This window comes from Streptosporangium roseum DSM 43021 (genome assembly GCF_000024865.1).
Lineage (GTDB): Bacteria > Actinomycetota > Actinomycetes > Streptosporangiales > Streptosporangiaceae > Streptosporangium > Streptosporangium roseum.
The window spans coordinates 2,445,200-2,457,548 of record NC_013595.1; the positions used below are offsets into that span (position 1 = coordinate 2,445,200).

General features: G+C 70.1%; 10 protein-coding genes. 4 read left to right on the forward strand and 6 right to left on the reverse strand.

Annotated elements, in window-relative coordinates:
* The first annotated feature begins 140 nt into the window (after nucleotides 1-140).
* Complete coding sequence (locus SROS_RS10945) at nucleotides 141-836, forward strand: DUF4097 family beta strand repeat-containing protein (RefSeq protein WP_012888989.1); 696 nt, start codon at nucleotides 141-143, stop codon at nucleotides 834-836.
* A gap of 127 nt (nucleotides 837-963) precedes the next feature.
* Nucleotides 964-2,421: a GTPase HflX gene (gene hflX, locus SROS_RS10950; protein WP_043651785.1), complete on the forward strand. Its 1,458-nt coding sequence runs from the start codon at nucleotides 964-966 to the stop codon at nucleotides 2,419-2,421.
* A 332-nt stretch (nucleotides 2,422-2,753) separates the two neighbouring features.
* On the opposite strand, the gene SROS_RS10955 is transcribed toward hflX, so the two are convergent.
* From SROS_RS10955 to SROS_RS10980, 6 genes are read right to left on the reverse strand one after another with little or no spacing between them, the layout of a single operon-like run.
* Nucleotides 2,754-4,349, reverse strand: coding sequence for a fused response regulator/phosphatase (locus tag SROS_RS10955; RefSeq protein WP_043651789.1), 1,596 nt, complete (start codon nucleotides 4,347-4,349; stop codon nucleotides 2,754-2,756).
* Entirely contained in the window at nucleotides 4,342-6,030 is a 1,689-nt protein-coding gene (locus SROS_RS10960) for an ATP-binding response regulator (RefSeq protein WP_012888992.1), read from the reverse strand. The genes SROS_RS10955 and SROS_RS10960 overlap by 8 nt, the downstream gene beginning before the upstream one ends.
* The gene (locus SROS_RS10965) at nucleotides 6,027-7,040 is read right to left on the reverse strand and encodes an ATP-binding protein (protein ID WP_012888993.1); all 1,014 of its coding nucleotides are present in this window, start codon (nucleotides 7,038-7,040) and stop codon (nucleotides 6,027-6,029) included. The genes SROS_RS10960 and SROS_RS10965 overlap by 4 nt, the downstream gene beginning before the upstream one ends.
* Nucleotides 7,028-7,429 (reverse strand): anti-sigma regulatory factor, encoded by a 402-nt coding sequence (locus tag SROS_RS10970; RefSeq protein ID WP_012888994.1) that lies wholly within the window; start codon nucleotides 7,427-7,429, stop codon nucleotides 7,028-7,030. Before SROS_RS10970 ends, SROS_RS10965 begins: the two co-directional genes overlap by 13 nt.
* Complete coding sequence (locus tag SROS_RS10975) at nucleotides 7,426-7,806, reverse strand: STAS domain-containing protein (RefSeq protein WP_012888995.1); 381 nt, start codon at nucleotides 7,804-7,806, stop codon at nucleotides 7,426-7,428. The genes SROS_RS10970 and SROS_RS10975 overlap by 4 nt, the downstream gene beginning before the upstream one ends.
* Nucleotides 7,806-8,681: an STAS domain-containing protein gene (locus SROS_RS10980; RefSeq protein WP_012888996.1), complete on the reverse strand. Its 876-nt coding sequence runs from the start codon at nucleotides 8,679-8,681 to the stop codon at nucleotides 7,806-7,808. Before SROS_RS10980 ends, SROS_RS10975 begins: the two co-directional genes overlap by 1 nt.
* Nucleotides 8,682-9,655: 974 nt before the next feature.
* Here SROS_RS10980 and hutI point away from each other — a divergent pair.
* Nucleotides 9,656-10,864 (forward strand): imidazolonepropionase, encoded by a 1,209-nt coding sequence (hutI, locus tag SROS_RS10990; protein WP_012888998.1) that lies wholly within the window; start codon nucleotides 9,656-9,658, stop codon nucleotides 10,862-10,864.
* A 120-nt stretch (nucleotides 10,865-10,984) separates the two neighbouring features.
* Nucleotides 10,985-11,833 carry a DegV family protein gene (locus tag SROS_RS10995; RefSeq protein ID WP_012888999.1) on the forward strand — a complete coding sequence of 283 codons (849 nt, stop codon included), beginning with the start codon at nucleotides 10,985-10,987 and terminating at the stop codon, nucleotides 11,831-11,833.
* Nucleotides 11,834-12,349 lie beyond the last annotated feature (516 nt).

The window sequence follows — 12,349 nt, forward strand, 5'->3', positions numbered from 1 at the left end:
AGGGGCGAGTCGGGGGAGTCCCCGATAGATCGGCACCCCGTACCCAGGGCACAGTTGAGTCCTCTCCCTCCGCAGAGGGAGAGGAGAACGGGTCGTGAGAGGGAAGCGGAGAGCTTCCCCGGAAGTCGAGGATTGAGCGCATGAAGAAGAACGTGATCGTCGCGGGGGCGCTCCTGGGCTCGGTGCTCGTGCTGTCCGGCTGCCGGGTCGACTTCGGCCTCGGTGACCGGCAGCAGGAGGTCGCCTCCTACGACGTCGCCGACAAGCTGACGGTCCTGGACGTCCGTGCCGGCGCCGGGGACATCGTGGTGACCGAGTCAGGCCGGTCCGGCGTCCGGGTGACCGAGACACTCCACTGGCGCGGTGACAAGGGCGACAAGCCCGTGACCGAGCACGCGGTGGAAGGCGACACGCTCGTCCTGCGCGACAAGTGCCCCCACGGGAACTGCTCGGTCGACTACCGGATCGAGATCCCGAAGGGGCTCACCACCAAGCTGGACGCCGGCTCTGGCACCCTCACGCTGCGCGCCCTCACCGGCGAGGTGACGGCCGACACCGGCTCCGGCAACATCGAGGCCGGCACCCTGGGCACCAAGCGCTTCGTCGCCGAGACAGGCAGCGGTGACGTCGAGGTGAAGTTCGCCGCCGTGCCGGACAAGGTCGATGTCCGGACCGGCTCGGGCGACGCCACGGTACGGCTGCCGCAGGGCGCCTACGACGTCACCGCCGAGACCGGTTCCGGCAACAAGACGGTCCAGGTCACCGACGACCCCTCCGCGCCCAGGAGCGTCCTGGTGCGGACCGGCTCCGGGGACGCCAAGGTCCTGCGCCCCTGAGGGCGCCGATGAGGCGTCTCCGGCACGAAACGGCCGATAACCAGATGAGCCCCGGACGTTCACGTGGCACCATCGGAGGGAAGAGACCCGAGGGGTTCAGGTGTTCCACTCTGTGGAGAGGACGCACATGAACCACGCACCTGAATGGAGCAACGACATAGACACTCGTGAGCCGCTGGACATTGACCAGTTCGACGACCTGCCCGGCATCGGTGAGATGGACCTGGCCGAACGCCAGGCGCTACGCCGGGTCGCGGGGCTCTCCACGGAGCTTGAGGACGTCACCGAGGTCGAATACCGCCAGCTGCGACTTGAGCGGGTCGTTCTGGTCGGCGTCTGGACCTCGGGCACGGCGATCGACGCCGAGAACTCACTCCTCGAACTGAAACTGCTCGCCGAGACCGCGGGCTCGGAGGTGCTGGAAGGTGTGATCCAGCGCCGCCAGAAGCCCGACACGGCGACCTACATCGGCTCGGGCAAGGCGCAGGAGCTCGCCGACATCGTCTCCGCCACCGGCGCCGACACCGTCGTCTGCGACGGTGAGCTGAGCCCCGGCCAGCTCCGCCAGCTCGAGGAGGTCGTCAAGGTCAAGGTCATCGACCGGACCATGCTGATCCTCGACATCTTCGCCCAGCACGCCAAGAGCCGCGAGGGCAAGGCCCAGGTGGAGCTCGCACAGCTCAACTACCTGCTGCCGCGACTGCGCGGCTGGGGCGGCAACCTGTCCCGCCAGGTCGGCGGTCGCGCCGCGGGCGGCGTCGGCATGGGCGGCCGTGGCCCCGGTGAGACGAAGATCGAGCTGGACCGCCGCCGGATCCGCGAGCGGATGGCCAAGCTGCGCCGCCAGATCATCGAGATGACCACCTCGCGCGTGACCAAGCGGGCGCGGCGGCAGGAGCGCGAGGTTCCGGCCGTGGCCATCGCGGGCTACACCAACGCGGGCAAGTCCTCGCTGCTGAACCGGCTGACCGGGGCAGGAGTGCTGGTCGAGGACTCCCTGTTCGCCACGCTGGACCCGACCGTCCGCCGGGCGCACACGCCCGAAGGCCGCCTGTTCACGCTGGCCGACACCGTCGGATTCGTCCGGCACCTGCCCCACCAGCTCGTCGAGGCCTTCCGCTCCACGCTGGAGGAGGTCGGCGACGCCGATCTGATCCTGCACGTGGTCGACGGCTCGCACCCCGATCCGGAGTCACAGCTCGCCGCCGTGCGAGAGGTGGTCGCCGACATCGAGGGCGCCCGTGACATCCCGGAGATCGTGGTCATCAACAAGGCCGACGTCGCCGACCCGGTGGTGCTGGCCCAGCTGACCGCGCGAGAGAAGCACACCGTCGTGGTCTCGGCCCGCACCGGCGCCGGGATCGACGAGCTGCTGGCCATCATCGAGCGCGAGCTGCCCCGCTTCGACCAGGAGGTCAGGCTGCTGGTGCCCTACCAGCGCGGTGACCTGATCTCCCGGGCGCACAAGGAGGGCGAGGTCCTCGGGGTCGAGCACACCGAGGACGGCACGATCCTGCACGCCAGGGTCCTGCCCGCCCTCTTCGCCGAACTGGAGAAGACCGCCAAGCCGGTCGAGACCGTCTGAGAGTCGGAGTCCGTCCGAGAGTCGGAGTCCGTCTGAGAGTCGGAGTCCGTCCGAGAGCGGTCGCCCCGCCACGCCCCGCCGTACCACGCTCCCGCTCAGGAGCCGGTACGGCGGGGCGTGGCCTCGTTACGGGTCCGGTGGTTCGGCGCCCGGCGGCGGCACGGGAGGCGCGCGGCCCGCACGGGGGCGCGCGGATCAGGCCTCGCGCGGAGGACGGGCGGCGCGGATCAGGTCTCGTGGGGGGCGTGGAATCCTCGTGCGGGCCTACGGCGCGGATCAGATCTCGTGCGGGGACATGCGGAATCAGCCCTCGTGCGGAGGGCGGCGCGGGATCAGGCGGAGCCCGTCCCGGGCGCCTCGCGGCGGAACGCCACGAGAGCGACGTCGTCCTCCCGGGCGCCGAACTGCTTGATGAGCCGGTCGCAGAAGAGCTCCAGATCGTCTTCCACGACCTCCGCCAGCTGCCGCACGATCTCCAGGCTCTCGTCGAGCAGCTTGTCGCGGTCCTCGACGAGCCCGTCGGTGAACATCAGCACCGACCCTCCCTCAGGCAGGGCCAGCCGGTCGACCCGGTAGGTCTCCTCGGCCACGCCCAGCAGCAGGTTGCCCAGGTCGTGGTAGCGGACCTCGCCGTCGCCGACGATCAGGGGCGGGATGTGGCCCGCGTTGGCGACCTCCATCTCCCCCGTCTCCGGGGCGATGAGTATCAGGCACACGGTGGCGGTCATGCCGGGGTGGTAGCGCCGCAGCACGTTGTTGAGCAGGGCCATGGACGCGCCCAGGTCCACCGTGCCGATGAGGGAGGCGCGCAGGGCGTGGCGGAGCTCGGCCATCACCGTCGCGGCGAGCAGGGAGTGCCCCTGGACGTCGCCGATGGCGATGAGCACCTGATCACCCAGCCGCAGGACCTCGTAGAAGTCGCCGCCGACCTCGATGTTGTCGACGGCCGGCTGGTATCGCCAGCTGATCGACAGTCCGGGCGTCTCCGGGATCCGCGCGGGCAGAAGGCTGCGCTGCAGGGTGAGGGCGATCGCGTGCTCCTCGGCGTAGGCGCGCAGGGCGTCCACCGAGAGGGCCAGGGCCTGCCCGAGCTGGCGCAGGACGTTGAACTCGTCCGCGTCGAGCGGCGGGACCGCGTCCACCCCGAGGTAGACGGGCGGCCTGCCGAGCTTGGTGCGGCAGATCATCGCCGAGACGTCGCCGAGGGGCTCCGCGTCCGGCATCAGCTTCGTCCAGTCGCCGCGCGGGATCGTGAAGACCTCCGTCCCGGCCGTATTGCCCAGGGACATCGCGCTCAGCCTGAGCAGCGTGTCCGGCGCCGCGCTCCTGGCGACGGCGACGCTCTCCGAGGGGAGGGCGTCGAACCTGCGGGTCCGGCCGTCCGGCGGCAGGGCGAGCACGCCCGCGTGCCTGCCGAGGATCCGGGCGGCGCCTTCGACGGCCGTGGTCAGGAGTCCCTCGAAGGTGTCGGAGGAGTTCATCGCCAGGCTGACCTGGGTGAGGGCCGCCAGCCGCTCGGCCATCCGCTCGGCCCGCTGCCGCGCCCGGTAATAGCGCAGCGTGGCCTCGACCGTCGCGGCGAACTCGTCGGGCTCGACCGGCTCCGCCAGGTAGGCGTCGGCGCCGCGTTCGAGCCCCTGGGCCCGGTCGGCGGGGGTGATCGCCGCCCCGGAGATCTGGATGACCGGTATCGAGGAGGTCGCCTTGTCCGCCTTGATCTGCTCGCAGACCTCGTAGCCGCTGATGTCGGGCAACCGTACGTCGAGGACGACCAGGTCCGGCCGGAGCTCCCTGACCTTGGCGAGCGCCTCCAGACCGCCGGTAGCCTGCACGACCTCGTGTCCCGAGCGCCGCAGCCAGCTGGACAGGATGTAGAGCTTGGTCGGCGTGTCGTCCACGACCAGCACCATCGCCGGTCCCTCACTCATCGCGGTGCCCCAGCGCGTTCCGTATCGCCTCCAGCAGACTCTCCCTGCGCAGCCCGTGTTTGGAGATCACCGTATCGGCCGCCTGCGGGTACTGGCTGGAGGTGGCGACGGTCACCACGAGCACCGGCACCTCACGTAGCCGCGGGTCGTCGGCCATCCGCTGCATCAGCGCCGCGCCGTCGAGCCGGGGCATCAGCAGGTCCACCAGCGCGAGGTCCGGCGGGTTGGCCGTCATCACCTCCAGCGCGACCAGCCCGTCGGGAGCCTCGTCGATGTGGGCGGCGAACCCGGTGAGCATCCGCCGGACCGTGGCGCGGAACTCCTCGTCGTCGTCCGCGACGAGCACCCGGCCGATCACCGGCGTCCCGTCGTACCGGTGCGGCAGCCGCAGGACGGCCATGGTGCCCTCGGGGGAGCTGGACAGCTGGAGCGAGCCGCCCATCGCCTGGGCCAGACGCCGGGCGTACGGCAGGCCGAGTCCGGTGCCCTTCGTCCGGGCCTGGATGGGCCCCGGCACCTGGAAGAACTCCTCGAAGACGCGCTCCAGATGCTCCTCGGGGACGCCGATCCCGGTGTCGGTCACCGTGAAGACCATCTCGTGGGTACCGGCGTCGAGGTCGATCTCCAGCCTGACCTCGCCCTCCTCGGTGAACTTCAGCCCGTTGGACAGCAGGTTGCGCAGGATCCGGGTGAGCATCACCTCGTCCACGAACAGTTCGGCCGCCCCGTCGGAGACCTTCACCGAGAGCGTGACCTGGTCGGTGCCGCTGGTGGGGCGCAGCGTCATGCGCATCCGTTCGGCCAGCGCCACCAGGTCCACCACGGACGGCTGCGGGGCGAGCCGTCCGGCCTCGGCCTTGGCCATGTCGAGCAGCTCGCTCACCAGTGACAGCAGAGTCTCCGCCGAGGAGCCGATGAGCTGGATCTGGTGGAGCTGCTCTTCCACCAGCGGGTCCCCGCCGGGACCCACCAGGAGGCGGACCAGGCCGATGATCGAGTTGAGCGGGGTGCGCAGCTCATGGCTGACCGTGGCCCAGAACCGGTTCTTGGCGTCGCTCGCCTCCCGTAGCTGCGCGGATTTCCCGTCCAGCTCCGCGTACAGTGCCACGACGCCGCGGTTGGTCTCCTCCAGCTCTTCCGAGAGCTGGTTGTACAGGGCGAGCACGCCCTGGTTGGTCTCCTGCAGCTCGGTGTTGAGCTGCAGGACCTCCTCCAGGGTGGCGGCGAGCTCGCGGTTCTGCTGGCGCAGCTCGTCGAGGGCGGTGGCGGGGGTCAGCTTGGCCAGCCTGGCGCGGATCTCCTCCGCTGAGGGCCTGGGGCGGCCCGCCGGGAGCCGTTTGAGCATGGTTATCCGTCCCACGGCGGGATCCAGCTCGATCGCGTCGACGAGACGCCCCGCCAGCGTCACGCCGTCCGTCGGACGGAGGTCGGCCATCGCCGACAGGTCGATCGTGACGATCAGGTTGTCGTGCCCGAGCAGGAAGGCGGCGGACGCGGCGGCGCCCTCGCTCAGAACCTCCCGCCCGATCTCGCTCAGCGCCGTGGCCACCCGGATCTGGTCCTGGGTGTCCAGACCGGAGGCCTCTGCCACCTCGCGGCCCAGCTTGCGCATGGCGAACACGTCCTGGTCGTCCACGACACGGATCCGGATCAGCTCGTCTCCGGCCATCTCGCCCGTCATGACGTCCACGGCCTCATCGCGACCACGCAGGCGTCGTCCCTGCGGGTCCCCGCGTCGCGCAGCAGCGTGGCGGCGACGACGGAGGGGGGACGTGCGACGAGCCCGGGGTAGGTGGTGATGTCCCAGCGGTCGGAGAGCCCGTCGGAGTGAAACACGATCATGCTGTGCTGGGGCACGGCGTATTCGTACTGGCGCAGCGTACGCGCCTTGTGGCCGGCGATGCCCGGCACCGAGATCATTCCCTGGCGCCCCTCCTGGTGCGCGATCCACGCCGAGACGTTGCCGAGTCCGGCGAAGTTCACCGTCCCCGCCGCCCGATCGATGCGGGCCACGGCGACCGCGCCGCCCCTGGTCGAGCCGAGCCCGAGGTGGATCCGTTCCAGAACGGTGACCGGGGCGAGGTCCGCGTGCTGGAGGAACAGCCGTACGGCCTCATGGGAGGCGTGGGCGGCCAGGCTGCCGTGGCCGAGCCCGTCACAGAGCATCACGGTCGTCGTGGCGTCGTTCTCGGCGACCGCGAACGCGTCGCCGCAGACGACCTCCTCGCCGATCGGCCGGGTCATGCCGCTCACCCGCGACGCGGGGCGCGGGGCGCCGCGCGCGGTGAAGTACATGCCGAGCACAGTGCCCCGGCCGGGCATGGAATGAACCTCGTAACCACTCGCCATCCGCGCGATGCCGCCCAGGCCGATGCCGAGCGTGCCCGCCGTGGAGTAGCCGTCGCGCAGGGCGCGGGAGACGTCGCGCATGCCGGGCCCCCGGTCGATCGCGATGACCTCTACCGCCGAGTCCAGCTCGGGATGGGGACGGATCAGCATGACCCCTTCGACGGCGTGTTTGACCAGGTTCGAGGCGGCCTCGCTCACCGCGACGGCCACCCGGCCGGCGTCCTCCTCGTCGAACCCCCGCGCCTCGGCGAGCATGACGGCGCTACGGCGGAGGGCACCGATCGCGCTCGCGTCCTCGGCCCTCGTCCAGGTGTCGTTCTGGGAACGGATCACCTTGCCCATTTCGTCACCGTGATCAGCGTCCCCTCGCCGGGAGCCGACTGCAGGTCGAACTCGTCGACCAGGCGGCGGGAGCCGCTGAGTCCGAGTCCGAGGCCGCCGCCGGTGGTCCATCCGTCGGTGAGCGCCTGCGGGATGTCGGGAATGCCTGGCCCGGTGTCGCTGAAGGCCAGCCGTAGACCCTTCCGTATGCCGTTGTTCACGATCTCGATCCGCACCTGCCCTCCTCCCGCGTAGACGAGGGCGTTGCGGGCCAGCTCGCTGGCCGCGGTCACCACCTTCGTCTGGTCGACGAGAGAGAGCCCAACGTTCACGGCGGCGGTCCTGACATGCTGGCGCACCAGGACGACGTCGCTGTTGCTCTTGATGGGCAACTCGTCGGAGGTCGTCACCGGGCGGCCGTGACGATCTGTGCGCCCTCGAGGTGGTTCAGCAGCGCGACGCCCTTCTCCAGGTTGAGGGCGGTGCGCACGCCGCCGAGGGAGAGGCCCAGCTCCACCAGGGTGATCGCCACCGCGGGCCGCATCCCGACGACGACCGTCTCGGCGTCGAGCATCCGGGAGATCGCGGCGATGGTGGCCAGCATGCGTCCGATGAACGAGTCGACGATCTCCACGGCGGTGATGTCGATGATCACCCCTCGGGCGCCGGTCGCGACCACCTGGTCCGCCAGGTCCTCCTGGAGCGCGAGCACGCTCTGGTCCTGGAGGTCGATCTGGATGGAGACGATGAGGATGTCCCCAAGTTTGAGGACGGGCACGCGGTCCATCAGTCCTCCACGGTCCGTACGGCGATGCGGTTCCCCCTGCGCTTGACGAACTCGACGCCGCTCTGCCGCAGCGCGTGCGCGAGCGCGTCGGCGAGCGAGGCCTTGGTGACGATGTCGCCGAACTCGATGCCGAGGGTGACGATGGTGTGGGCGATCTGCGGGCGGATGCCGGAGATCACACACTCCGCGCCCATCAGCCGAGCCGCCACCACGGTCTTGAGCAGGTGCTGGGCGACCTGGGTGTCGACCGCGGGCACGCCGGTGATGTCGATGACCGCGTGCTCGGAGCCGGTGTCCACCAGCGTCTGCAGCAGTTTCTCCATCACCACCTGGGTCCTGGCCGAGTCGAGCGTGCCGACGAGCGGCACCGCGACGATGCCCTCCCAGAGCTTGACCACCGGGGTGGAGAGCTCCAGGAGCTGTTCGGCCTGGTCGATGATGACCTTCTCCCTGGCCGAGGCATAGCTCTCCATCGTGAAGAGCCCAAGCTCGTCAATGACCTGGGAGAACCAGATGAAACCTCGCAGGGCCTCGGGAGAGCCGTCGTTTTCGATGATCTCGTAGAGCGCCTCCTTGAGCCCGAACACCACGATGGCGGTCTCGGTGGGTGTGAAACCCTGGCGGGCGCGGGACCGGGAGAGCTCGGCGAGCAGCCCACGCAGGTCGCTGAAGTCGGAGGACCCGCTGAGCGACCGGTGCAGAGCCTGGTAGAGCTCGCGGAGCTGGCCGACCAGGCTGCTGCGGTCCACATGGCCGTTGGAGGACGAACCGGCGATCTCCAGCCAGCGCTTGAAGACGGGTTCCTCGTTCTCCTGAAGCAGTTCTTCGATGCGACGCCGTCCGGCGTCCGCGTGGACGGACAAGGTGACTCCCATGCGTGCGGCCTGTAGATAGCTCGCACGAAAGATTACACTGAACGTCCTGCTTAGGGCCTATTTCGGGCGTACCTCGGGGTGGTTTCGCTCACAGATCCGGCACCTCCGGATCGAGGCTCGGCCGACCGGCGCCGCCGTCCGGGCCGAGGACCTTCCCGGTGGTGGGACCGCCCGCGGGAGAGGCCGGAACAGCACGGCCGCGCCCGCCGCTCCCGTCCGTCGCCGGGAGGTGTGTACCACCGACCGCGGAGCGTGCGCGACGCCGTTGATCGCGGTCATGTACGGCGCGGCTGATCGCGTGTCATGCACGGCGCGGTTGATCGAGGGTCATGCATGGCGCGGCTGATCGCGTGTCATGTACGGCGCCGCGACGGTGCCCGGCCCGCTCGGACCGGCGGGGAGGGCCGGGGCGCCGCGCCCCTCCGGCCTCTTGTCAGGCTAGGTAGGTCAGGAGTCACATTTCAATGATCGGGCTTGCCGAAGAGGGGCTCCATGGGCTGCACTGATGAAGCGTGAAAACCGTACAAAAGCCTCAAAAGTGACAGTGGTCGGCCAAGGTTTGGATTGCTACCATAAGGCAAATCTACCGAGATGTTAGGGTGCAAGTTGTCTCGGAGACTGCTGTTACAGGTGGTAAAGAAGCGGTCTGAGCTGTGAAGACACACTCGAGGCCGGATGTGACCGTGGAACCGGTGCGCCGGATGTGGTTACGGCGAAGCGGCGTTCTTCCCAATTAGCCTGTACAGCGAGCTCACTTGTGAAATAACGTAACTGAACTGAAATCGCCTGATCATGATCCCGGCGATACTGTCGCCGCACCACGATATGCGGATGAGAGCAGGAGACCCCCCAATGTCGTCCGGACTCACAACGGACCCGGTGGGCATGGAGCCCGGCAACGGCTGGGTCCGCCCCTCGTGCCCGGAAGCGGTCTCCCTCCCGATGTCCTCCCCTGCGTACAAGGCGGTGATGCGATGACGGTCCGCCTTCTGACCAACATTGGCCGGCTCTGGACCGGCAATGACGTGTGCAGCAACGCGGCGATCCTGGTCCACAACGACCGGATCGCGTGGGTCGGCCGTGCGGCGGACCTGCCGCAGAGCGTTCCAGGCGTGGTGGACGACATCGTCGATGTCGACCATGTCGAGAACCTGGGCGGCGCGCTGGTCACGCCCGGTCTGATCGACGCTCACACCCACCCGGTCTACGCGGGAAACCGCTACGCCGAGATGGCGATGCGCTCCGGCGGCTCCACGCCGTCCGCGATCACCGCCGCCGGCGGCGGCATCGGCTCCACCGTCACGGTGACCCGAGGCACCGACCCGTGGACCCTGTGCAACGGTGTCCGGGAGCGCCTTCGCGAGTGGCTGCTCAGCGGCACCACCACCGTGGAGGCCAAGACCGGCTACCACCTCACCCGCGACGGCGAGCTGGCCGACGTGCGACTCCTGCGCGAGCTCGAAAAAGAGCCGATGATGCCGCGCGTGCACGTCACCTTCATGGCCGCGCACGTCGTCCCGCCGGAATACTTCGGCCGTCAGCGCGACTACGTCGAAGCCGTGGGCGCGTGGTGCGCCGACGCGGCCGCGGCGGGAGCCGACAGCGTCGACGTCTACTGCGACGAGGGGCACTTCACCACCGAAGAGGCCCGCTGGGTCCTCGCCTCCGGCCGCAACGTCGGCCTGCTGCCCCGCGTGCACGCCGGCGCCTACAGCCGCCGCGGCGCCGTCCAGCTCGCGGCCGAGCTCGGCTGCGCCTCCGCCGACCTGCTCCACCACACCTCCGACGAGGACATCTCGATCCTGGCCCGCTACGGCGTCCCCGCCGTGGTCTGCCCGGGAACCGCCCTCCAGCGCGGCAGCCTGCCACCGGTCCGCCGCATGCTCGCCCAGGGCGTCACGGTGGCACTCGGCAGCGACCACAACCCCGGTCACTGCGGAATCACCTCGATGTCCCTGGTCATCAGCCTCGCCGTGGCCGCCTTCGGCATGAGCGTCGGCGACGCGCTCCGTGCCGCGACGCTCGGCGGAGCCACCGTCCTCGGCGTTCCCGACCGGGGCGTCCTCGCTCCCGGCCGCCTGGCCGACATCGTCCAGTGGGACGCCGACCACGAAGGCGCCTTCGCGTGGGCCTTCGGCCTCAAGCCCCGCCGGGTCTGGCGCGGCGGCAACCCCGTCCAGTAGCGGCCGCTGCCCGGTCGCCCGTCAGGGAAGCAGGGGCGTCCGGCGCGGCCGTGGCACGGAGAGCGACCCGGTGATCACGCATGTCCCGGTTGAGCGATCTCTTCTGGGTAATCTCTGCATATGTCGCCATCGGTCGCTGTTGTCACGGACTCCACCGCGTATCTGCCTCGGGAGGAGACCTCTCGCCTGGGGATCGCCACGGTGCCTCTCCAGGTCGTGGTGGGTGGCCGGCCGCTCGACGACGTGGCGCAGATCGACAGCGCGACGATGAACGACGCGCTCAGGGAGTGGGCCCCGGTGACGACCTCGCGGCCCGCCCCGCAGCGCTTCGCCGACATCTACGACGAGGCGGCGGCCCGGGGCGCGGTCGCCGTCGTCTCCATCCACCTGTCGGGGGAGATGTCGGGCACGGTCGAGGCGGCCCGCGCGGGAGCCGAGGACGCGCTGATCCCGGTCGAGGTCGTCGACAGCAGGTCGATCGCCATGGGCCTGGGGTTCCCCGTCCTCGCGGCGGCCGAAGCCGCGGCCCGGGGCGCGACCATGACCGAAGCGGCGGACGCCGCCCGCCGGTGCATGGACTCCACCCGCAGCTTCTTCTACGTCGACACTCTGGAGTACCTGCGCAGGGGAGGCCGTATCGGCGCGGCGGCGACCCTGCTCGGATCCGCCTTGATGATCAAACCGCTGTTGCACATCACCGGCGGCGTGATCGTCCCCCTGGAGAAGGTCCGCACCGCCGCCCGAGCCATCGCCCGCCTCGAGGACCTCGCCGTTCAGGCAGCCGGGACCGGGCCGGTGAACGTCGCCGTCCAGCATCTCGCCGCCTCGTCCCGTGCCGAGTCCCTGGCCGCACGCCTGCCCCAGCGCATCCCCGGGCTCGTCAAGGTCACCGTGGTCGAGGTCGGCGCGGTCATCGGCGCCCACGCGGGCCCCGGCATGCTCGGCCTGACCGTCGCCCCCGCCTCCTGACGCGCCGCCCCTTCCCTTCCCCCGGTCCTCCGGCTTTCCTCTACTCCTCCGGTCCTTCCGCTGCCCCTCAGGTCTTTCCTGGCCACGCCCAGTGGCGTGGTGTACGAGTATCCGGTGCCGGTGCCGGTGCCGGTGCCGGTGCCGGTGCTGGTGCTGGTGGCGGGGCTGAGGTCGGGGTCGATCGCCGTCAAACAGCGAGGCTTCGCCGGGGTGGAAGGTCAAAAGCGCAGCGAGGGGTGGGTGGCGTGGCCCGGGGGCCGGCCCATCCGCGCGGCGCCGTACGGGGTAGAAGGTCAAAAGCGCAGCGAGGGGCGGGTGGGGTGGCCGGGGCCGCTGCTTCCGTGCGGGCCGGTGTCTCGTGGTCCGGGGGGCGGCGCTCAGGAGGGGCCGGTCGATGGGCGGGTGGAAAGGCCTGGTGAGGGGGCGGTGGTGGGCCGGGCGAGGCGGAGTAGGCGCCGATGAGCCCCGGGAGCGGCAGTGATCAGAGGTTTTCCTTGATCTGTTGGGATTGGGCGT

Excerpts from the sequence above, each read along its gene's own strand:
- SROS_RS10945 (WP_012888989.1), top strand. The coding sequence starts at position 141 with ATGAAGAAGAACGTGATCGTCGCGGGGGCGCTCCTGGGCTCGGTGCTC.
- hflX (WP_043651785.1), top strand. The coding sequence starts at position 964 with ATGAACCACGCACCTGAATGGAGCAACGACATAGACACTCGTGAGCCG.
- SROS_RS10955 (WP_043651789.1), bottom strand. The coding sequence starts at position 4,349 with ATGAGTGAGGGACCGGCGATGGTGCTGGTCGTGGACGACACGCCGACC.
- SROS_RS10960 (WP_012888992.1), bottom strand. The coding sequence starts at position 6,030 with ATGACGGGCGAGATGGCCGGAGACGAGCTGATCCGGATCCGTGTCGTG.
- SROS_RS10965 (WP_012888993.1), bottom strand. The coding sequence starts at position 7,040 with ATGGGCAAGGTGATCCGTTCCCAGAACGACACCTGGACGAGGGCCGAG.
- SROS_RS10975 (WP_012888995.1), bottom strand. The coding sequence starts at position 7,806 with ATGGACCGCGTGCCCGTCCTCAAACTTGGGGACATCCTCATCGTCTCC.
- SROS_RS10980 (WP_012888996.1), bottom strand. The coding sequence starts at position 8,681 with ATGGGAGTCACCTTGTCCGTCCACGCGGACGCCGGACGGCGTCGCATC.
- hutI (WP_012888998.1), top strand. The coding sequence starts at position 9,656 with ATGACGGTCCGCCTTCTGACCAACATTGGCCGGCTCTGGACCGGCAAT.
- SROS_RS10995 (WP_012888999.1), top strand. The coding sequence starts at position 10,985 with ATGTCGCCATCGGTCGCTGTTGTCACGGACTCCACCGCGTATCTGCCT.